Below are 20,546 nucleotides of genomic sequence, written 5' to 3'. Positions count from 1 at the left end.
TAGCCGGTCACGGCATCAACTGGCCGCCATTCACCTCGATCACCTGGCCGGTGATGTAGCCGCTCAGGAGATCGGACGACAGGAACAGATAGGCGCCGACGCAGTCCTCCGCGGTGCCGGCGCGTCCTTGCGGAATGGTGGCCACCATGCCCTTCATCTGCTCGCCGGTCGAATAGCGCTCATGGAAGGGTGTGAGGATCGTGCCCGGCGCCACAGCGTTGACCCGGATGCCGAAGCCGATCAGCTCCTTGGCCATGCCGCGCGTCACATTGGAGACGAAGGCCTTGGCCGAGCCGTAGAGGCCGGCCCCGCCGCCCGCTCCATTGCGCGCTGCGATCGACGAGGTATTGATGATGAAGCCACCTTGCTTCTTCAGCCATGGCATAGCCTTGCGCGAGGCGGTCAGCACCGAACGCGCGTTGAGGTCCATGACCGCATCGTAATGCGCCTCGGTCTGCTCGGCGTAGGGCACGCGGCCGAGCATGCCACCGGCATTGTTGACCAGCCCGTCAAGGCGCCCGAAGTGCCGCGCGCTGTCCTCGACGACGCGCTCGACGTCGGCGGCAACGGAGAAATCGCCCTGGGCGAGGAAGACCTCGCCGCCATTCCCGGTGATTGTCTTGGCCAGCTTTTCGGCCGCCTCATGGCTCGAATTGTAATGCAGCGCTACCCGGCACTTCTGAGCGGCGTAGGCCAGCACCAAAGCCGCGCCTATGCCGGTCGAGGCACCGGTGACCAGCACCGTCTTGCCGGCGAGATCGGGGATGGTGAGCGCGGTCGTGGCGGGCAATGCCGGTCCTCCGGAGGTTCAACGGGACCAGTCGTTCCCGGCCCATGGTCAAGACTGTGCACTATGGCCTGAGATAGGCATAGCCCTGGCTTTGCAATTCCGCGAGCTTGACGACGCCACCCTTGTCGGCGGCATGGAAGCCTTCGAGGAGGTCGGTCAGAGAAATATCCGTGCCATGCATGGTGTTGGCGCAGGTCTGCGGCTCCAGCCCCTGCTGCACGAGACCGGCGAAGCGGCCGGAGACCGCGGCCGATATGCCTTTCGACTTGAAGGCGGCAAGAGCTGGGCCATGCACGACCAGCACGATGTCGACCTTGCCGCCCGTGCCCTCATAGTGGTTCTTGATGTTGCCGAGCACGAAATTGACCTTGTCGAGGTCGCTCAGGTGATAGGCGACCTTGAGCCTTGTGGGCTCGGCCGCCGCCGCCCGCACCACGCGCAGGCCAAGGAACGTTCCGGTTCCGGCAAGAACCGCGCGGAACATGTCGCGCCGGCGCATGGCATCCTCCTCCGCTTGGCGGCCCACCGCAAAATCCGTGGCTCCCGCGGCGATACTAGCATAAAATGACGCAGCGTCTTGTCGAGGCGAGGGGGATCACATGGCGTTCAAGGGGCTGGATTGGAGGGCCGTCTTCACCGCCGGATTGAGCGCAGCGCTGCTTGGCGCGCTTTTCGGTCCGGCTTGCGCCGATGATGCCCTCAAGCTCACCGAACTCAGCCCGAACGGGGCGGATGCCTGCTTCGGCCATGTCTATGACGCGGCACACCTGAAGGCGCACCCGAAGCAGAAGGTGGCGCGGATCTTCTTCTACTACGGGCACGATCCGGTCAGCCGTCCGAACGAGGAACCGGCGCACTCCGACACCTCCTACAATGGCTTCGTCACCACCACCGTGCGCGGCGCCGAGGCGCCTCAATGGGCGGGTGGTTGGTGCAACCACCAGTCCGAGGACGGCAAATCAGGCGCCATCCATTGCGGCATGGACTGCGACCGCACGCTGGCGTCGCTGAAGGTCGACGACAAAGGCCGGCTGATGCTCTCGGACCTGCAACCCGACATCTATCTCGACGCCGATTCGGAGGAGGAACTCGGCACGGCGGAATATACCAGGCAGGCGCTCGGCTCGGAGGACGACAATTTCCGCCTCGACCCGATGCCGGCCGCGACCTGCAAGGCCGAGTTCGCGCGCATAGATCCGATCGATCCGGCGCTCGGGTCGCCGTTGCGCGAGCGGCTGAAGCCCGATCAGGCCTTCTGCTACGGGCACGACTATGATGCGGCGCACCTAGCCTCGCATCCCAACCAGCTGACGCAATCGATCCGGGTGTTTCGCGGGCCGGTGGAACTGGCATCCTTCGCTTCGGGCGGGGACGCGGCCAACTGGCCGGATGGCGCCGACATCGCGGTTTCTGTCACGACAAGGGAGAAGTCGGGCAAGGTCACACAGACCTATTCCTGCCAGGGCGAGGCCAACCAGTGGCGTTGTGCCGCGAGCTCGAAGATGAGTAATTTCTCCTGCGACATCGCGCAAAAGGAAATCTTCCTCAAGCGCGGCGCCAACGGCACGATGATGCTGGCCAATCCCAATAGCAGCCTGGCGGTCGTCGATCTTTGCTCGAAGGCCGCCGACGGCAAGACGAAATCGGACGACAAGGTCTACCGGCTGGAGGCAATGCCGCAATCGGCCTGCGCGCCGTGATTTGGCGCTTCGTCATCCTATGGCGAAGCAAGGAGCGAAGCGACGCGGCGCAGACCATAGGATCCATGCCGTGACTCGGCGGCGGCGCCACAGTGCAAAATTTGCTCAGCTGCACTCCACGGCTAAGGTCGCGGCATGGATCCTTGGGTCTGCGCGACGGAGCTGCGCTCCTGCTTCGCCCAAGGATGACGAAGTCGGGAGGGCTCGGCTAATTTCCGAGGTCGTGACGGGAAATCACTTCAGGCGAAAGGCACGGCCGTCGTGCCTTTGGGCAGCTTCGCCTCGTCATCGGGCTCGACATGGATGGTCACCCGCACGGAGGGGATCTCGGCCTTCAGCGCATCCTCGATGCGGTCGCAGATGACATGGCTGGCGCCGACCGACATGTCGGCGTCGACGACCAGATGAAATTCGATGAAGGTGGCGCGGCCGGCGATGCGGGTCTTGAGATCATGCACCTCCAGCGCGCCCTTGCAATTTGACGAGATGATGTCGCGGATGCGCATGTTTTCCGTCGTGTCGACGGCGCGGTCCATCAGGCCGTTCATCGACGAGCCGATGACATGCCAGCCCTGCCACAGGATGTTGAGCGCGACGATGACGGCCAGCGCCGGATCGAGGATCCGCCAACCGGTCAGGATCGCCCCGACCAGGCCGCCGAAGACGCCGATCGAGGTCACCACGTCGGTCATGATGTGATTGCCGTCGGCGACCAGCGCCGGTGACTTCTCGGTCCTGCCGGCACGGATCAGCGTCCAGGCCCAGAAGGCATTGATGACAGTGGCGACGCCGTTGACGGCAAGACCCTCCCAAGGCTGTTCGAGCGGCGTCGGCGTCTGCCAGGAGCGCCAGACTTCGTTGAGGATCAGAAGCGCTGCCAGCACGATCAGCACGCCTTCCAGCACGGCCGAGAAATATTCGGCCTTGTGATGGCCGAACGGATGGTCCTGGTCGGCCGGCTTGTAGCTGACCTGGATCGCCCAGAAGGCGGCGACCGAAGCAATGACGTTGACGATGGATTCCAGCGCGTCGGAATAGAGCGCGACGGAGCCGGTGATGTACCAGGCGGCTGCTTTCAGCGCGAGCACGACAAAGGCGACCACGATCGACCAGAAGGCAAGGTTTGCGACCTTGCGCTTCGCGGCCTCCCTGGCAGCGATCGCCACCGAGTTCTCGGCTTCGGCCATCGAGGTCAGGCTGCCTTTTCCTTGGCTTTGCGCGGCAGGTGGGCGACGATGTTCTCGATGATGCGCATGCCGGCATTGTGGCCGAGCGTCATGATCGATTCCGGGTGGAACTGCACAGCGGCGATCGGCTCCTTGCGATGCTCGAAGGCCATGATAACGCCATCCTCGGTTTCGGCCGTGACCATGAAGTCATCGGGCAGGCGCACCGGATCGGCGAAGATCGAGTGATAGCGGCCGACGGTGACTTCCTTGGGCAGGCCGGAGAAGATGATGCCCGGCTTGGAGACGCGGATGCGCGACGGCTTGCCGTGCATGGGAATATGCAGCTGCCGCAGTTCCCCGCCATAGGCTTCGGCCAGCGCCTGCAGGCCAAGGCAGACGCCGAAGATCGGCAGGTCGCGGGCGCGCGCCTTCTTGATGGTCGCGGCGCAATCGAAGTCCTTCGGCGTGCCGGGACCGGGCGACAGCACGACAAGGTCGGGCTTCAGCCGCTCGAACACTTCCTCCGGCACCGGCGAGCGCACGGTCGAGACATTGGCGCCGGTCTGGCGGAAGTAGTTGGCCAGCGTGTGGACGAAGCTATCCTCGTGGTCGACGAGCAGGATGTTGACGCCGTCGCCGACGCGCGCGGTGGTGCGCTCGGTGCTGGTCGAATTGCCCGATTTGGCGTCGCGGATGGCGGAGAGCATGGCGGATGCCTTCAGTTCGGTTTCGGCTTCTTCTTCCTCGGGAATGCTGTCGAAAAGCAGCGTGGCGCCGGCACGCACCTCGGCGATGCCGTCCTTGATGCGGATGGTGCGCAGCGTGAGCCCCGTGTTCATGTCGCCGTTGAAGTTGACCATGCCGATCGCACCGCCATACCAGGCGCGCGGGCTCTTCTCGTTCTGCTCGATGAAGCGCATGGCCCACAGTTTCGGCGCGCCGGTGACGGTGACCGCCCAGGCGTGCGAGAGAAACGCGTCAAAGGCGTCCATGCCTTCGCGCAGGCGCCCTTCGATGTGATCCACGGTGTGGATCAGGCGCGAATACATCTCGATCTGGCGGCGGCCGATGACGCGCACCGAGCCTGGGTCGCAGACGCGCGACTTGTCGTTGCGGTCGACATCCGAGCACATTGTCAGCTCGGATTCGTCCTTCTTGGAATTGAGCAGCTTGATGATCTGCTCGGAGTCCGAGATGGCGTCGTCGCCGCGCTTGATAGTGCCGGAGATCGGGCAGGTCTCGACGCGGCGGCCGTTGACGCGCACGAACATCTCCGGCGAGGCGCCGATCAGATATTCGCCTTCGCCCAGATTGATGAAGAAGGAATAGGGCGAGGGATTGATCGACTTCAGCTTGCGCGAAATCTCGGACGGCTGCGTCTCACAGCGCTCGTAGAACATCTGGCCGGGCACCACCTCGAACAGGTCGCCGCGCTTGAAGCTCTCCATCGCGCGGCGCACCAGATTGGCGTATTCGCCCGGCTCATGATCGCCACGCGGCGGGATGCGGTCGGCGGTCTTGAACGGCTCGGCCACCGCATCGCGCGGCAGGCCTTCGGTCGAAAAGCCTTCGCCCGAATAGTCGTAGCGGTCGGTCCAGGCCTTGGCCGAATAATGGTCGACGACCAGGATCTCGTCAGGCAGGAACAGCACCAGGTCGCGCTGGCTTTCCTTGCGGACGAGGGTGTGGTCGACCGGGTCGAACTGGAAGGCGAGGTCGTAGCCGAAGGCACCGTAGAGGCCGAGATTGGCGTCCTCGGCGGTCTTGAACAAGGCGGTGATGGCGCGCAGCACGGTGAAGACGGAGGGAACGCGGCTGCGCTCTTCCTCGGTGAAGACACGGCCGGGCTTGGCAACGTCGAGGCGGATCAGCCTTTTCGAAGTCTCGGCAATCGTGACCTCGGAGAGAGCGCCGAGCGTCTTGCCGATGACCGGCAGCAGCGCCTCGCCACGGCTGTTCAGCGCCTCGATGCGCATGGCGCGGCCGCGGGCGGAGATCACCAAAGGCGGATCGATAATGGCGGTGTCCCAGCGCGTGTAGCGGCCGGGATATTCGTAATTGGAGGAGAACACCGCGCCGCGGCGCGCATTCAGCCCGTCGACATAGGCGTCGATCGCACCTTCATAAGGTCGGTCGTGGCGTTCGCGGGTAATGGTGACGCCACCCGCGGTTACGAAGCGTTCAGCGCCGTTTTCCAGAACCTGCATCGTCATTGCCGTCTCCATCAGCTACTTGGGGCAACGGACCCGGGAATGGCTTTAAAAAACAAATGGCCGCCCGGACATTCCGTTGCGGCCACCCTCTCTTTTCACGCGCACGCGTTCGAACAGGCCGCTGTCAGCAGGCCCACCACCAAATGGTCTTGGTCGAACGCATGTTCATGGGATTCCCATAGCGGCGATTGAGTGGCCACGCAACTGGATTCGGTGCGAAGGCGCCCGGCCTTAATCCTCCAGAGTGCCCGACCTTGCGTCGGCGCTCTTTCTGTCGCCGACCAATTTCAGCAGATCCTCGCCAGCGCGGATGATGCGGCGCGAGCGGCGGGTCAGGATGATGCCGTCCTGCGGCGCGAAGACTTCCGTGCGGCCATCGGCTTCGCCCGGCGCATGGATGATGGTGGCGAGACGTGCTCCCCTAGCCACGCGGTCGCCGGGCTTGACGTCGTAGAGGACGGCACCGGAGCGGGGCGCCGGCATCATGTCGATGTTTTCAAGCGGAGCGACGGCACCTTTGAAGGAAGCTGGAGCGGGCAGGGCCTTGTCGGCGACCACGCCGCGCGCGACGAGCAGGCGGTAGAGCCCTTCGGCGTCGGCTGCGGCGAGCGCGCCATCGACATCGAGGATGCCGCGATATTCGACCGTGGTGGCGACGCGGCGGTCGAATTTCGCCACGCCGGCGGGCGCGTTCTGGTAAGGCATGATGGAGGCGCCCTCGAAGGTGCCGTCAGTGTCCTCGCTCCACAGCACCACCGCGTCGACGCCCATGGCGGCGGCGCAATCGGCCATGGCTGGCCATAGGCTGGTGTGGATGTAGAGATAGGCAAGACCCTCGTCGTCGCAATGCAGGTCGAGCACGATGTCGTGGCCGAGCGATAGCTGCACCAGGCGTGACTTCAGCCGCTGGTCGGCGCCGCCAAGGATGGTGTTGGGCAAGAGGGCGGCATCCGGTGCCGGGAGCAGCGGAAAGCCGCGGTTGAAGTTGGTGCGGGTGCCCAGGTGAAAGCGGCCCTGGTGCTCGCCGAAATGATATTGCGCGCGGCCGATCGGGTTGGCCCAGGGGACGATGGTAATGTTGCCCCTGATGCGGCCTTCGGCCTCGGCCTTGTTCAGCGCCGGCATCAAGGCGTCGATGGCGACGACGCCCGGCAGTTCGCCGGCATGGAGGGCTGCCTGCAGATAGGCCGAAGGTGCGGCCCTGTCGGATCCGGCGAAGCGGAACACCGGGAATTCGTAGGAAACGCCCTCGCTGTCGCCGGCGATGCGTTCGATCGATCTCTGCATGACGTCCTCCATCAGAGTGAGAAGACATGCCCATTGAAGGTGCCGATGTCGATTGGTCCAGCCCGCCGCGCTATGGGCGCAAGTGGTTATTCGGCGGCAGGCTGAAGGGCGGCGACCGGCGCGCGCCGGTCCAGTGCCTGCGAAAGCACCGCCACGGCGACCGCCAGCAGAGCGAGCACCGCGCCGACCAGCGGCAGATTGGCATAGGACACGCCGGCGGAAAGAGCCACGCCGCCGATCCAGGCGCCGCCGGCATTGCCGACATTGAAGGCGCCCTGGTTCAGGGTGGCGGCAAGGTTTGGTCCCTCTGATGCCGCCTCGACGACGCGGATCTGCAGCGGCGGCACCACGACGAAGATGAGCAGGCCCCACAGGAAGACAATGCCGATGGCAACAGAGGCGATCGCGCCGAACTGCATGAAGCAGACGAAGAGCAGCGCCATTAAAAGCAGCGTGCCGATCACGGTCGGCATCAGCTTCCAGTCGGCCAGCCTGCCGCCGATGATGTTGCCGATGGTCATTCCGGCGCCGAACAGCAGCAGTACCCAGGTGACCGCCGAGGTCGACAGGCCCGACACATCGGTGAGGTAGGGTTTGATATAGGTGAAGACGGCAAAAAGGCTGGCCGAGGTCAACGCCGCGATCAGCATCGCCAGCCACACCTGCAGCTTGCCCAGCACACGGACTTCAGCGCGCAGGCCGCCGCCGCTCGGTTCAGTGACGTCTGACGGCACCAGCAAGGCGATGGCAGCGACCGAGATCAGGCCGATGCCGACCACGGCCAGGAAGGTGGCGCGCCAGCCGAAGGCCTCGCCCAGCGCCGTGCCGGCCGGAACGCCGAGGATGTTGGCGAGCGTCAGCCCCGCAAACATCAGCGCAATGGCGCTGGCTCGCTTGTTGCGCGGCACCAGGCTTGCGGCGACGACAGAGCCGATGCCGAAGAAGGCGCCGTGGCCGAAGGCGGTGAAGACGCGTGCCGCCATCAGCAGCCAGTAATTGGGCGCTATGGCGCAGAACAGATTGCCGAGGACGAACAAAGCGGCCAGCCCGACCAGCACCGGCTTGCGCGGCAGATGCGCGGTGGCCATCGCCACGATGGGCGCGCCGAAGACGACGCCCAGCGCATAGCCGGTGACCAGCAGTCCGGCGGCCGGGATCGTCACGCCAAGGTCGGCGGCGACCTCCGGCAGCAGGCCCATGATGACGAATTCGGTGGTGCCGATGCAGAAGGACGCAATGGCAAGCGCAAGGATCGGCAACGGCATGTGGCGTCCAGACTGAATCGGTTCAATTTCAGATTGCGCGAGGATCGCTGGGGGACGCAACAGACATTGCCGCAATGCAGCAATGCAGAAAGCCGACAGCTCGCCGCATTTTCGGCCGGAGTCGTACCGTCAGGCTATTCCTCAGCACGTTGCAAAAAATCAACGGAACTCTTGGTTGCTCCCTCTCCAGATGAAAAGCATATCTACAAAAAATGAATAGCTAATCAGACATAAAGAAACCATAATAAATCCACACGTCATATTAACGTAGGTTTTCATGGAAATGTATATTAACGCCGAAAACGAACATATAAAGGAAAATGAAATTAAAAACATCATTTTGTTTGGCATTTTTAAAGGCATGTATTGTCTAGAATTGTAGTGTTTCGAACTAAAATACGCAAGGTAATACCCGACTAGCGCATACACGACTATGATTCTGCGAAATAAATTTTTATTATCGATCGTTCCTCCTAGCAATACTAAAAAAATTAACGATATCAAGCCGAATATCGCTATAAAACCCCGTAAGTTCGTTCTGCATTTAAATTGGATTTCCTTAAAATGAAGAACATACATAAAGCCCTTTATAGAAAATCTACCGTGTAAATCACATTAACAACATCGGGGGTGCCAATTTGATATATGGAGCCCCTTACGAAGAGCATGGGTCGTGACCGTTGCGACTCTTCAGCTTACCGCACTTGGTCCAATGATGCTCAACTAGATAGAATTGATGCCTGTAGAGGATTGTCAGACCAGCGGTTTCAGCTCCTGCGCTATCGTCGGCAGCAGTTCCGAGACATTGGGATGGATGTGCACGGCGCGCGCCAAGGTGTCGACGGGCGCTTTGGCGTACATCAGGTCGAGCACGCAATGCACCGCTTCGTCGCCGCCGGGGCCAAGCACCGAACAGCCGAGAATCTGCCTGGTGTCAGCATCGACCAGGATCTTCATGAACCCTTGCGTCTCGCCCTTTTCGACGGCGCGGCCGACGCGGGTCATCGGCCGCTGGCCGACCAGCGCGCGGCGTCCGGATTTCTTCACGGCTGCTTCGGTCATGCCGCAGCGGCCGAGCGGCGGGTCGATGTAGAGCGCATAGGCCTCGATGCGGTCGCTGACCTTACGTGGGTCGTTGTCCAATAGGTTGGCGGCGACGATCTCATAGTCGTTGTAGGAGGTGTGGGTGAAGGCGCCCTTGCCGTTGCAGTCGCCCATCGCCCAGATGCCGGGCACGCTGGTGCGCAACTGGTCGTCGACGATGACGAAGCCACGTGTGTCGACCGCGACGCCGGCTTTGTCCAAGCCGAGATCGTCGGTGTTGGGCACGCGTCCGATCGCCAGCAGCACATGCGAGCCGACAGCAGGTGGCTTGCCGGCCGAGAAGGTCACGGCGATATCCTTGCCTTGCTTGGCAAAGGCGATTTCGTCGGCGCCGAGATGAACCTCGATCTCCTCGTTTTCGAGGATCGACAGGATGGCGGCCGAGACGTCCTCGTCCTCGCGGCCGGTCAACCGGGAGGCCTTTTCGATCACCGTCACTTCGGAGCCAAAGCGGCGGAACATCTGCGCGAATTCGAGCGAGATGTAGCTGCCGCCGACGACGATGAGATGGCGCGGGAGCACATCGAGGTCCATCATCGACGAATTGGTCAGATAGTCGATGTCATGGACACTGGGCAGGTCGGGCACCGCGGCGCGGCCGCCGGTGTTGAGGAAGATCTTTTCGGCGGTCAGAAGGTCGTCGCCGACGCGCACCGTGTTGGCGGATTCGAAACGCGCATGGCCACGATAGAGCGTACAGCCCTTCATGCCGGCGATCCACGTCTCCAGATTGGTGCGGGCGTCGATCGTCACCTTGTCCTTGCGCGCCTTGATTCTGGCATAATCGACCGCGACGGGGCCGGAGAGCGTCACGCCGTAATCGGCGGCGCGGCGGGCGAGATGCGCGGCATAGGCGCTGGCCACCATGGTCTTGGTCGGCATGCAGCCGGTGTTCACGCAGGTGCCGCCGATCAGCTTGCGCTCGATCAGCGCGACGCTCATGCCCGCCGCGTTCAGCCGGCCGGCTAGCGAAGGGCCTGCCTGTCCTGCGCCGATGACAATGGCGTCGAAGGTTTTCGTCGTCATGCCACCGCCGCCACGATCAGCAGGCCGCCGATGATCGCCACCGCGTCCTCGATGAAGGCGGCGGGCGGATCCTTGCCGAAGGCGGCGACCAGCCGGCCACGCGCCTCGGCACCGCCCAGCGTACCGATGACCGCGCCAATGACGCCGGCGAACAGGCAGACGATGGTGGCGCCGCCGGTCGCGCCGATCACCGCGCCGCTGAAGGCGCCAAGCAAAATACGGGCGCCGAATTGCTGCGGCACCTTGCGGCTCGGCGTCGACGGCAACTGGTCGGTGATGAGCTCGACAATGGCCAGGATGGTGAAGATGCCGACGGCGGCCCAATGGCTCATGAAGCTGGCCCACGTGCCGGCGACCGGCAGCCAGCCGAGATACGCGCCCCAAGCAACAGTGGCCGGCGCGGTCATGGCGCGAAGACCGGCAATGACGCCGATCAGAAGTGCAAGTATGTACAGCATGATTCCCCCTCAAATGCCGGACAGGCTGTCCGGCAAAGACACGCCACCATAGCCGGGTATTTGACCAGCTGCGATATAGACCTTGGTGTTTTCCCGTCGGAACCGACTGTGCTTTGGCTGCAATTCGAAGAGGAGATATCGCCATGTCCGAAAGTGAGCGCGGCAAGATGGCCGATGGCGAATGGTACACCTGCCTGGATGGCGAACTGGAGAGTCTGCGCGTCACGGCGCGTGACGCATTGTTCGAGCACAATTCGCTGCCGCCGCGACTGCGCGGCAATCTCGGGCCGGGCTTGATGGCACTGCTCGGCGGCGTGGGCGAGGGTGCCCGCGTCGAGGCGCCGTTCCACTGCGCCTACGGCTTCAACATCTTCCTCGGCAATGGCGTCTTCCTCAATGCCGGCTGCCCTATCCTCGACACGGCAAGCGTGCGCATCGGCAAGGGAACGCTGCTTGGCCCCAATGTGCAGATCTATTGCGCCGAGCATCACAGGCACGCGGCCGGGCGGCGAGCCGGGCTGGAGATCGCCAGGCCGGTCGAGATCGGCGCCGAGCCTGGATCGGCGGCAGCGCCGTCATCCTCGGCGGCGTCAGTATCGGCGAAGGCGCCATCGTCGGCGCGGGCGCTGTGGTGACGCGCTACGTGCCTGCCAATGCGACCGTCGTTGGCAACCCGGCGCGACCGGTCGAGCGTGGCTGAATCTCCTCAACCAATCAGGCATGCGATATCTGCCCGTCAGCCCGCCTTGAGAATTCCCGCCGGTATTGCGCTGGCGACGTCCTGAGCCTTGCAGCAAAGTGCTGGCGCAGCGATGTGGCGCTGCCGAAGCCGGCCTCGAAGGCCACCATGTCCATCGATTTTTCCGTGGCTTCCAGCAACCGCTGCGCCAGTTCGATGCGCTGGCTGGTCAGCCAGTCGCCGAAGCTGGTGCCGGTCGATTTCTGGAAGCGGCGGGTGAAGGTGCGCCGGGTCAAGCCGGCGGCTTCGGCGACGCTGTCGAGACTGTGCGCCTCGCCGAGCGTGGCGCGCACCGCGTCGAGAGCCCCGGTGAAGCGGTCGGCGTTCGCGCTTCTTGCCACGGGGCGTTCGATAAACTGCGCCTGCCCGCCCTGCCGGTGCGGGGAGAGGACGACGTGCCGGGCGAGCCGCAGCGCCGCCTCGGCGCCGTAACGGGCGCGCACGATATGCAGACAGCAGTCCAGCCCAGCGGCGACGCCGGCGGAGGTGACAATGTCGCCTTCATCCACATAGAGCACATCCGCATCGACTGAAATGTCGGGGTGCAGGTCCCGCAGCTGGTCCGTATAGGCCCAGTGCGTGGTTGCTTTCCGTCCCGAAAGCAGGCCGGCGGCGGCGATGGCAAAGGTGCCGAGACAGAGGCCGACAATCAGCGCCCTGCGCCGGTGCGCGCGGCCGAGCGCTTCGTGGAGCTGCCTGGCCAGCGGGGCTTCCAGATCCTTCCAGCTTGGGATGACGATGATATCGGCATCGTCGAGCGCGGACAGCCCGTGCGGCACAACAATGCTCAGCCCGGCATCGGTCCGGATCAACCCGTCCTCGACCCCGCAGACGCGGAAGTCGAAGCGCGGCAGGCCGAGCCTGGTGCGGTCGGCGCCGAACACCAGGCATGGCACGGAGAGATGGAACGGGCTGATGCCATCGAAGGCAAGCACGGCAATGATCGGGGCGGTCATGCGCATTTCCGACAGTTGAATGCAGATTGTCCCAATTCTTTCGGATGATGTCAATTGGGCCACTTTTGGCAGCTCGGCGACCTGCCTATTTTCGGTCATCGCATTCAAGCCGGAAAGGAAAACACCATGTCTGACCCAGCCGCCACAACGCCGCGCCGCGCGCTCGTCGTCGTCGACGTCCAGAACGACTATGATGGTGGCAATCTCGCCATCCAGCATCCGCCATTCCCTGACAGCGTCGTCAATGTGGCGCGTGCGATGGACGCGGCGGCAGCGGCCGGTATCAAGGTGGTCGTCGTCAAGCAGATGGCGCCCGAGACGTCGCCGATCTTCGCCAAGGGCAGCCATGGCGGCGAACTGCATCCCGAAATCGCACGGCGCGGCCGCGACCATTATGTCGAGAAGATGCTGCCATCGGCCTTCACCGGCACCGACCTCGAGGAATGGCTAAGGGCCAATGCCATCGATACGATCACGGTCGTCGGCTACATGACGCATAATTGCGACCTGTCGACCATCATCCATGCCGTGCATATGGGCTTTGCGGTCGAGTTCCTGTCCGATGCGGCCGGTTCGGTGCCCTACGCCAACAGCGCCGGCTATGCCTCGGCCGAGGAGATCCACCGCGTGATCACAATCATCCTGCAGTCGCGCTTCGCGGCGGTGCTGAAGACCGCCGAATGGATCGAATGCCTGAAGACCGGCGCTTTGCCGGAGCGTGATACGATCTACGCATCGAACCAGCGGGCACTGGCGCGTAACGCCGCGTAGCCGGGTCGTCCCGAATGAAAAAGGGCGCCACCCGGCGCCCTTTTGTCCGTCGATACCACGAGGCTTAGAACAGGCCTTCGATCTGGCCGGCCTCGTTGAGGAATATCTTCTCCGAGGACGGGGCCTTTGGAAGGCCTGGCATGGTCATGACCTCGCCGCAGATGATGACGACAAAGCCGGCACCCGCCGAAAGCCTGACCTCGCGCACCGGCACGGTGTGGCCGGTCGGCGCGCCGCGCAGGTTCGGGTCGGTCGAGAATGAATACTGGGTCTTGGCCATGCAGACCGGGAGGTTGCCGTAGCCAGCCTGTTCCCAGGCATGCAACTGGTCGCGCACCGACTTGTCGGCGATCGCTTCCGAGCCGCGATAGATGCGCTGGACGATAGTGTTGATCTTTTCGAACAGCGGCATGGCGTCGGGGTAGAGCGGCGCGAACTGCGAGGCGCCGGATTCGGCCAGTGCCACCACCTTGTTGGCGAGGTCCTCGATGCCGGCCGAGCCGTTGGCCCAGTGCTTGCACAGGATCGCCTCTTCGCCCATCGAGGCGACATAGTCCTTCATCGCCTGAATTTCGGCGTCGGTATCGGAATAGAAGTGGTTGATGGCAACCACCGCCGGCACGCCGAACTGCCTGATATTCTCGATGTGGCGGCCAAGGTTGGCGCAGCCCTTCTTCACCGCCTCGATGTTTTCCTTACCAAGGTCTTCCTTCTTGACGCCACCATTCATCTTCATGGCGCGCACGGTGGCGACGATGACGGCAGTTGCCGGCTTGAGGCCCGCCTTGCGGCACTTGATGTCGAAGAACTTCTCGGCACCCAGGTCGGCGCCGAAGCCGGCTTCGGTGACGACATAGTCGGCGAGCTTCAGCGCCGTCGTGGTGGCGACAACCGAGTTGCAGCCATGCGCGATGTTGGCGAACGGGCCGCCATGAACGAAGGCCGGGTTGTTCTCCAGCGTCTGCACGAGATTAGGCTGCATGGCGTCCTTGAGCAGGACGGCCATGGCGCCGTCGGCCTTGAGGTCGCGGGCATAGACCGGCGACTTGTCGCGGCGGTAGGCGACGATGATGTCGCCGAGGCGCTTTTCCAGATCCTTCAGGTCGGTGGCGAGGCACAGGATGGCCATGACTTCCGAGGCGACCGTGATGTCGAAGCCGGCCTCGCGCGGGAAGCCGTTGGCGACGCCGCCGAGCGAGCAGATGATCTCGCGCAGCGCCCGGTCGTTCATGTCCATGACGCGGCGCCATACGACGCGGCGCGTGTCGATGCCGAGCTCGTTGCCCCAGTAGATGTGGTTGTCGATCAGCGCCGACAGAAGATTGTGCGCGGTGGTGATGGCGTGGAAGTCGCCGGTGAAGTGGAGGTTCATGTCCTCCATCGGCACGACCTGCGCGTAGCCGCCGCCGGCGGCACCGCCCTTGACGCCGAAATTCGGGCCGAGCGAGGCCTCGCGGATGCAGATGATGGCCTTCTTGCCGATGCGGTTCAGGCCGTCACCAAGGCCGACGGTGGTGGTCGTCTTGCCTTCGCCGGCCGGGGTCGGGTTGATGGCGGTGACCAGGATCAGCTTGCCGTCCTTGTTGCCCTTCACCGACTTGATGAATTCGGCTGATATCTTGGCCTTGTCGTGGCCGTAGGGCAGCAGATGTTCGGTCGGGATGCCGATCTTCTGGCCTATCTCCTGGATCTGCTTTTTCTTAGCGCCACGCGCGATCTCGATGTCGGACTTCACTTCGGCCATGACGGCTTTCCTCTGGATTGGACGGTGGAGGGGACAGGGTTGATGTCGCTCGCAAGAAGGCTGGAACCGGACGCGCGGGCATCTAACCCTGTCGCAGCCGTGGCGTCAACTTTCATGCAACTATGTTTCCTATGAAGAAAATTCATCCGCGACCGGCCGACCTCTCCTCGGTTCTTTCTGGCTCCGCTTGCCGCGCCGTATAGAAGCCAGAGCAGGGGCGTCTCCGCCGTCTCAAAACAGCCGCACAATGCACGGAATGCGACAGAAGCGACGGCGCAAATTCGCCATCACCGGAGGTTGTAGCCGAACAGCGTTACTGCGTCAGCACGTTGCTGATTTCAACCATGTTGGAACGCACCCGAAGCACGTAGAAGCCCATGGTCGTCAGATGTGTCGGCAGCAGCCAGCCATCCTCCCGGCCGTTGGCGATGATGAAAGGCTGGATGCGCAGCGCCGAGACGAACTGCGCGTCCATCGTGTCCCACAGGCTCTGCAGGTGCTTTTCCTTGATGACGCCCTCGAAATCGGCCTGGGCGCCCTTCATCAGGCCATAATAGGCATAGAGCTGGCCATAGGCGAACCAGTAGCGGTCGTCGGCACGGAAGTCGAACCAGCCATTGTTGTGGTTTTCGGCGCGCTCCTTGAGGATGGCCGAGGTCGAGCCGATGTCGCTGGCGATGCGATCGATATATTGCTTCAGATTATCCGCGCGGGCATCGAAAGTCGCCTGGCAGGTGGCGAGGCGGGCGTTGAAAGAGCGCAGATTGCCCATCGCGCGCCGATACATGCTAGGCGTGGTAGCGGTCATGCCGTTGCGGCTGATATACCAGATGGACTCGTCATACTGCAGCTGGCCGCGGGCATCCTGGAGATTGGTGTCGATCTGCGAGGTGGTACGCACACGGCCGAGGTTGTCGGCAAGCTCGGTGGCTGTGCGCCGCACCGCCTGATTGATGCCGCGCTGGAACGAAGCCTTGTTGTCCATCCATGGCGTGTCGTCCCAGTCGATGCCGAACAGGCCGAGTTTGTAGAGGACCATCGACGAGACCCAGGCGTTCTGATTGACGTTGAAGTCGATCAGGTCGGCGGCAATCTGAGCGATGCCGGAGTTGCCGCAGGTCTTTGCCGTGTCGGTGCCGGCGCCGGCGGCAACCTGTTCGCCGGCGGAAACATTGCGTTTCTCGAAGCTGTAGGTGTCGGGATAGTTCGGGTTGAAATTGCGCCACCATTGGGTGGCGTAGAAGAAGTTGGCGTAGAGGCCGACAAGCACCAGCAGCGCGAGGGCGACCAAGGCCTTGAGGATCCAGCCGCGCTGCGTGTACCAGCGCCCGGCCCACATGAACGGCCACAGGATGACTCCGATGACGAGGCCGATGCCGCGGCCGATCCATTGGAAAATCCGGGTGAAAAAGTTCACGATCGGATCGAGCATGGCTGTGTCACCCCTCAGTCAGTCAGGCCGTAGAGGCGCGTGCGAAACGCCACTTTGTCCTTCAAATATGTGGTTTTCAGAACGTCGACAACATGCGATCGCCAGGCGTCGCTGAAGCCGTCATAGTCCTCGTAGAATCGGTCCTTGTTGAAGATGTAGCGCGAGACGAAGTCCGCCGGCACGAAATCCGAAATCAGCCTGTTGGTCAGCCAGGCGTCGGGATGGTCAGGCTTGGCGCGGATTACCAGGAAACGCTGCCGCGGCAGGACGTCCTCGATCTTGAGATGGCCGAGCTGGGCGATCTCGCGCTTGGCGGCGTTGAGGAAGGGGAAATTGCCGTCCCTGGTGATCAGGTCGGCATGGCTCTGGATCCAGGTCTGCAGCCAGATCTTGTCGACATCGGTAAGGTTGCGGTTCGGCTCGGCGTCATGGATCAGCGTGCGCACCACCATCTCGGCGCGGTGTTCGAGATAGCCGGACGCCTCGATCCAGGAAGCGCGGGGCAGCTCGATGCGGCCGGTGGCGGCCAGGAACTTGAACACCTTGTCGGCATCGTTGATCGAGAGATAGCTCACCTGCCATGGCCGCGAGCGGCGAAAGCCGGGGGCGGCCGGGTCGCTGATCACGGTCGTCATGTCGGGATCGACGAAGACATAGAGTCCGCCGAAATGGCTGGTCCAGTAGGCGCTATGGCGGAAGATCACCTGGTCGGGCACCAGCGCGTTCTCGCGGATGTCGCCGCAGACCTTGGCCAGGTCCACCATGCGGGTCAGCATCGCATTGTCGCGCCAGGCGTCGGGTTCCTGTTTCAGCCGGTCGACGAGCTTGCCGAGTTCGGCGGCCTTGCCCAGCACATTCTCGGCCGACAGCACCTTGAACTCGACCTGGTTGATCGACAGCAGATCCTCGATATCGTTGACCTTGGGAACGGAGTCCTCGATCTCGCCGTAGATGACGTCCTTGATGGTCAGCGCGTCGATGGCGCGCTGGTTCCTGGTCATGAACTCGAACATCAGCTGCGAGGTGTTGGAGAAGGCGGTGTGCACCACCGGCAGGTCGATCTGCGAGGGCGTCAGGATGATGAAGCGGCGATTGACCTCGTTGGGGTCGAGATAGTCATAGTCGCCGCACTCCTCGGCCACTTCCGGCGAGAAGCCGGTGCGGTCGATCTGGAAGCTCTCCAGCCTGGTGGGCTCGAGGCCGAAGGCGGCAAGCGCCTTGTTGTAGCGCTGGATGAGATGCGGCTCGTCGACTGTAAGCAGCCGGCCGTAGATCAGCTCATTGTCGCGGAGGAGGTCAGGTTTTTTGCTGATCATGTTGAAGGGTCCGAGGGGCTTTGCCTGATAAGGCGAAGCGCCAACGCTGACGCCTCCCTCTCCCCGTCCTTCACGGGGAGAGGGTAAGGGTGAGGGGCAGCGCAGACGGTCAAAGACATGTCTCCCCATAGCCCTCGGCGGCAATAAATCGAAGGTCGTGCGTGTCGATATTGCGCTCCAAGCGCTGCTCAATAGCAGCCAATAGCGTTTCGAGCACGGCTTCTCGATCTTTCAAAACATCGATGTTCCAAAAACGTAGGATAGACCAGCCATTTGAGACGATGAAGCGATCCCTCGCCTGATCGTATTTGTTGCCCGCATGCTGGCTTCCATCGACCTCCACAATCAGCTGGCATTCTCTACATGCGAAGTCAGCAAAGAAGGTTCCTATCGGAAACTGCCGCACGAATTTATGGCCGTTTAGCCTGCGGTCGCGCAATTCCGTCCAAAGTGCGCCTTCGGCATCGTTGTCCGACTGGCGCAGACGTCTTGCCCGTTTTGTTGTCGCGATTTTCGGTCCACGCATGCGCCGCCCCTCACCCTTACCCTCTCCCCGTGAAGGACGGGGAGAGGGGGCGTCAACGTCGGCCTCTCGTCCTTCGACGTTGTGATTGCAGCCTGTCCATCGATGGTTCACGGGAGAAGGAAGCTCACGCATTCCAAAGCCCCTTCTTCTTCATCTCCTCCATCTCGCGGGCCGCGCGTTCGCGCAGGCGGGTGTCGCGCAGCAGTTTTTCCACCGCGGCATCGTCGGACTTGTCGGAATAGCGGAACTCGCTGTCCGCGTAGCGGTTGATCTCCTGCATCACCATGTCCATCGAAAACGGCCCGCGCAGGTCCTCGATCATCGCCTTCTTGTCGTCGTAGCTCTTGTGCATGAAGGCTTCGGGCTTCTCGAACCAGTCGTCGGGAAGTTCGATGTCCATGGCGCGCATCTTGATGGCGTCGGTGATGTTCTTGATGGCGCGGCCGGTGAAGCGTGGCTCGGCATCCTTGATCAGGCGCAGATAGGTGCCGATATCGGCCATGGTCCTGGGCGCGCCGTTCTCCTTCATGTAGCGTTCATAGACCCGCATTAGCCCGTCCTCCCGCGGCTTCTCGTGCTGCTCATAGGCTTCCGCGACGGCGCGCTGGATTTCCTGTGCTGCGTAGAGTTTGTGGTCGCCCAGCGGAATCTTGTGGTTCTTGCCGGCGAGAAGGACAAAAATGTCGATGTAGTCGTCGCGCGTCTGCGGTCCGTCGACCAGCCAGCGGGCGCCGGCGCGCTGGCGCAGCGCGTCGTCGACATTTTCGGGATAGTTGGAAAACATGCCGAACGAGCAGTTGCCACGCACGACCGTGGACGCTCCTCCGAAGGCGTCCATCAGGACGCCGGTGATTTCCTGCTGGCCGGCCGAGGCGCGGTCGTCGGAGCGGCGCGCCGCCACCTGGTCGATGTCGTCGATAGTGCCGAAGCCGATGACGCGCGGATTGAGCACATTGTTGATGAACTGGCGGCAGTTCTGGCCCGACTTGCCTTGATAGGACGAGATCTGGTCGACACCGAAATTCTCATAGGCGAAGGGGTAGCCTGCGACCTGGCAGTAGCCGTTGACAAGGCCGGCGATCATCTGGATCAGCGTCGTCTTGCCGGTGCCGGGCGCACCGTCGCCGATGAAGGTGAAGAGGAAGCCGCCAAGCTCGACGAAAGGATTGAGTTCGCGCTCGAAATCATAGGCCATCAGCATCTTGGCAAGCTTGACCGACTGGTATTTGGCGATGTGGTTGCCGACAACCTCTTCGGGCTTCTTGAAGGTCATCACCAGCGGCTTGGAGCGCTTGCCAGGCGCAACATCGAAACCGTCGAGGGTGAAATCGTCGACGTCGATGCGGATATGGGCGTTCTCGAATGGACCAATGCCGTCGAAGCGGCCTTTGCGCGCCAGCAGCCCGTCTATGGCGACGCGGGCGAAGGCACGGGCGCGAGTCATCAGGTCGGCATCGTCGGACGAGCCTGCTATCGCCTTGTCGAGGCCGGCGATGATCGACTTCACCGCATCCTGGGGTGTGTCGAAGAGAAAATCCGGCTCGGGGATGTCATTCGGCGCCTCGCCGTCGCTGTCGATCAGCTGGAACAGGTAGGAGGCGAGGCTGAAGGCCGAAATGTAGGCCGAGGCCGACAGCAGCTTCTTGAAGATGGCGGCATCATTGCCTTCGAGGGGCGCGCGGGCATTTTTCGCCTGCAGGCTTTCGAGATCCGAGCCCTCGGCAAAAACATCCGATATCGCCAGCGCGATCGCCGTGCCACGCCGGGCGCGAAACAACAGCGTGTGTTGCAGGATGGTGAGCAACTGGTCGTCGGGATGGACGGCGCCGACGGTCTTCGACAGCTCGACCTCGCGCGTGCGGCGCACCGAGCCGACCGACACCGTCGAGACGAAGCGGCGGTTGGTGCCGGCCAATGCCGTGCCGGATTCGCGCGAGGGATCTTCCAGCACGACGATGCGGGTGATGAAGCTTTGCGCGGTGGCGCGGTGCTTCTCGATCGCCGCTTCCGGGATTGTGGTCAGGCCGGTGTCCATGAAGGATGCTCCCTG

At 62.9% G+C, this 20,546-nt stretch carries 16 protein-coding genes and 1 pseudogene; 3 read left to right on the top strand and 14 right to left on the bottom strand.

What is annotated here, in order from left to right:
* Positions 1-7 precede the first annotated feature (7 nt).
* Complete coding sequence (locus FJ934_RS17155) at positions 8-790, bottom strand: SDR family oxidoreductase (protein WP_140610773.1); 783 nt, start codon at positions 788-790, stop codon at positions 8-10.
* 61 nt (positions 791-851) lie between these two features.
* The gene (locus FJ934_RS17150; RefSeq protein WP_140610772.1) at positions 852-1,289 is read right to left on the bottom strand and encodes a DsrE family protein; all 438 of its coding nucleotides are present in this window, start codon (positions 1,287-1,289) and stop codon (positions 852-854) included.
* A gap of 100 nt (positions 1,290-1,389) precedes the next feature.
* Between FJ934_RS17150 and FJ934_RS17145 the strand changes: the two genes are divergently transcribed.
* Positions 1,390-2,490, top strand: coding sequence for a hypothetical protein (locus FJ934_RS17145; RefSeq protein ID WP_140610771.1), 1,101 nt, complete (start codon positions 1,390-1,392; stop codon positions 2,488-2,490).
* Between the two features lie 239 nt (positions 2,491-2,729).
* Here the strand turns inward: FJ934_RS17145 and FJ934_RS17140 are convergent, their stop codons facing one another.
* The 6 genes from FJ934_RS17140 to FJ934_RS17115 all read right to left on the bottom strand — a co-directional run bounded on the left by FJ934_RS17140 (position 2,730) and on the right by FJ934_RS17115 (position 11,012).
* On the bottom strand, positions 2,730-3,677 hold the full coding sequence (locus FJ934_RS17140; protein WP_140610770.1) for a cation diffusion facilitator family transporter: 948 nt from the start codon (positions 3,675-3,677) through the stop codon (positions 2,730-2,732).
* A 5-nt stretch (positions 3,678-3,682) separates the two neighbouring features.
* Positions 3,683-5,872 (bottom strand): anthranilate synthase, encoded by a 2,190-nt coding sequence (locus FJ934_RS17135; RefSeq protein ID WP_140610769.1) that lies wholly within the window; start codon positions 5,870-5,872, stop codon positions 3,683-3,685.
* Positions 5,873-6,103: 231 nt separating this feature from the next.
* Positions 6,104-7,159: a succinylglutamate desuccinylase/aspartoacylase family protein gene (locus tag FJ934_RS17130; protein WP_140610768.1), complete on the bottom strand. Its 1,056-nt coding sequence runs from the start codon at positions 7,157-7,159 to the stop codon at positions 6,104-6,106.
* Positions 7,160-7,245: 86 nt separating this feature from the next.
* Entirely contained in the window at positions 7,246-8,424 is a 1,179-nt protein-coding gene (locus FJ934_RS17125) for an MFS transporter (protein WP_140610767.1), read from the bottom strand.
* A gap of 753 nt (positions 8,425-9,177) precedes the next feature.
* Positions 9,178-10,554 (bottom strand): FAD-containing oxidoreductase, encoded by a 1,377-nt coding sequence (locus FJ934_RS17120; protein WP_140610766.1) that lies wholly within the window; start codon positions 10,552-10,554, stop codon positions 9,178-9,180.
* Positions 10,551-11,012, bottom strand: coding sequence for a DUF4126 domain-containing protein (locus FJ934_RS17115; protein ID WP_140610765.1), 462 nt, complete (start codon positions 11,010-11,012; stop codon positions 10,551-10,553). Before FJ934_RS17115 ends, FJ934_RS17120 begins: the two co-directional genes overlap by 4 nt.
* Positions 11,013-11,155: 143 nt before the next feature.
* On the opposite strand from FJ934_RS17115, the pseudogene FJ934_RS17110 reads away from it, so the two are divergent.
* Positions 11,156-11,712 (top strand): annotated as a pseudogene (locus FJ934_RS17110) (sugar O-acetyltransferase).
* A gap of 14 nt (positions 11,713-11,726) precedes the next feature.
* Here the strand turns inward: FJ934_RS17110 and FJ934_RS17105 are convergent.
* Positions 11,727-12,707: a helix-turn-helix domain-containing protein gene (locus FJ934_RS17105; protein WP_140610764.1), complete on the bottom strand. Its 981-nt coding sequence runs from the start codon at positions 12,705-12,707 to the stop codon at positions 11,727-11,729.
* A gap of 126 nt (positions 12,708-12,833) precedes the next feature.
* On the opposite strand from FJ934_RS17105, the gene FJ934_RS17100 reads away from it, so the two are divergent.
* Positions 12,834-13,478 carry a cysteine hydrolase family protein gene (locus tag FJ934_RS17100; RefSeq protein ID WP_140610763.1) on the top strand — a complete coding sequence of 215 codons (645 nt, stop codon included), beginning with the start codon at positions 12,834-12,836 and terminating at the stop codon, positions 13,476-13,478.
* 64 nt (positions 13,479-13,542) lie between these two features.
* On the opposite strand, the gene FJ934_RS17095 is transcribed toward FJ934_RS17100, so the two are convergent.
* From FJ934_RS17095 to FJ934_RS17075, 5 genes are all read right to left on the bottom strand, one after another.
* Positions 13,543-15,222, bottom strand: coding sequence for a formate--tetrahydrofolate ligase (locus tag FJ934_RS17095; protein WP_140610762.1), 1,680 nt, complete (start codon positions 15,220-15,222; stop codon positions 13,543-13,545).
* 313 nt (positions 15,223-15,535) lie between these two features.
* Positions 15,536-16,654: a DUF2333 family protein gene (locus FJ934_RS17090; RefSeq protein ID WP_140610761.1), complete on the bottom strand. Its 1,119-nt coding sequence runs from the start codon at positions 16,652-16,654 to the stop codon at positions 15,536-15,538.
* Positions 16,655-16,668: 14 nt separating this feature from the next.
* Positions 16,669-17,970, bottom strand: coding sequence for a DUF6638 family protein (locus tag FJ934_RS17085; RefSeq protein ID WP_140610760.1), 1,302 nt, complete (start codon positions 17,968-17,970; stop codon positions 16,669-16,671).
* Between the two features lie 109 nt (positions 17,971-18,079).
* Positions 18,080-18,496 (bottom strand): DUF559 domain-containing protein, encoded by a 417-nt coding sequence (locus FJ934_RS17080; RefSeq protein WP_140610759.1) that lies wholly within the window; start codon positions 18,494-18,496, stop codon positions 18,080-18,082.
* 124 nt (positions 18,497-18,620) lie between these two features.
* A complete protein-coding gene (locus FJ934_RS17075) occupies positions 18,621-20,531 on the bottom strand; it encodes an ATP-binding protein (protein WP_140610758.1) in 1,911 nt (636 codons plus the stop codon).
* Positions 20,532-20,546: the final 15 nt, after the last annotated feature.

Source organism: Mesorhizobium sp. B2-4-12 (assembly GCF_006441575.1).
Classification (GTDB): Bacteria; Pseudomonadota; Alphaproteobacteria; order Rhizobiales; family Rhizobiaceae; genus Mesorhizobium.
The sequence above is the reverse complement of the archived record's forward strand: the minus strand, read 5'-3'. Positions and strand labels throughout refer to the sequence as shown.

What these genes read in the sequence shown, in the direction of transcription:
- FJ934_RS17150 (WP_140610772.1), bottom strand. Translation starts at nt 1,289, where the DNA reads ATGCGCCGGCGCGACATGTTCCGCGCGGTTCTTGCCGGAACCGGAACG.
- FJ934_RS17145 (WP_140610771.1), top strand. Translation starts at nt 1,390, where the DNA reads ATGGCGTTCAAGGGGCTGGATTGGAGGGCCGTCTTCACCGCCGGATTG.
- FJ934_RS17140 (WP_140610770.1), bottom strand. Translation starts at nt 3,677, where the DNA reads ATGGCCGAAGCCGAGAACTCGGTGGCGATCGCTGCCAGGGAGGCCGCG.
- FJ934_RS17135 (WP_140610769.1), bottom strand. Translation starts at nt 5,872, where the DNA reads ATGACGATGCAGGTTCTGGAAAACGGCGCTGAACGCTTCGTAACCGCG.
- FJ934_RS17130 (WP_140610768.1), bottom strand. Translation starts at nt 7,159, where the DNA reads ATGCAGAGATCGATCGAACGCATCGCCGGCGACAGCGAGGGCGTTTCC.
- FJ934_RS17125 (WP_140610767.1), bottom strand. Translation starts at nt 8,424, where the DNA reads ATGCCGTTGCCGATCCTTGCGCTTGCCATTGCGTCCTTCTGCATCGGC.
- FJ934_RS17120 (WP_140610766.1), bottom strand. Translation starts at nt 10,554, where the DNA reads ATGACGACGAAAACCTTCGACGCCATTGTCATCGGCGCAGGACAGGCA.
- FJ934_RS17115 (WP_140610765.1), bottom strand. Translation starts at nt 11,012, where the DNA reads ATGCTGTACATACTTGCACTTCTGATCGGCGTCATTGCCGGTCTTCGC.
- FJ934_RS17105 (WP_140610764.1), bottom strand. Translation starts at nt 12,707, where the DNA reads ATGACCGCCCCGATCATTGCCGTGCTTGCCTTCGATGGCATCAGCCCG.
- FJ934_RS17100 (WP_140610763.1), top strand. Translation starts at nt 12,834, where the DNA reads ATGTCTGACCCAGCCGCCACAACGCCGCGCCGCGCGCTCGTCGTCGTC.
- FJ934_RS17095 (WP_140610762.1), bottom strand. Translation starts at nt 15,222, where the DNA reads ATGGCCGAAGTGAAGTCCGACATCGAGATCGCGCGTGGCGCTAAGAAA.
- FJ934_RS17090 (WP_140610761.1), bottom strand. Translation starts at nt 16,654, where the DNA reads ATGCTCGATCCGATCGTGAACTTTTTCACCCGGATTTTCCAATGGATC.
- FJ934_RS17085 (WP_140610760.1), bottom strand. Translation starts at nt 17,970, where the DNA reads ATGATCAGCAAAAAACCTGACCTCCTCCGCGACAATGAGCTGATCTAC.
- FJ934_RS17080 (WP_140610759.1), bottom strand. Translation starts at nt 18,496, where the DNA reads ATGCGTGGACCGAAAATCGCGACAACAAAACGGGCAAGACGTCTGCGC.
- FJ934_RS17075 (WP_140610758.1), bottom strand. Translation starts at nt 20,531, where the DNA reads ATGGACACCGGCCTGACCACAATCCCGGAAGCGGCGATCGAGAAGCAC.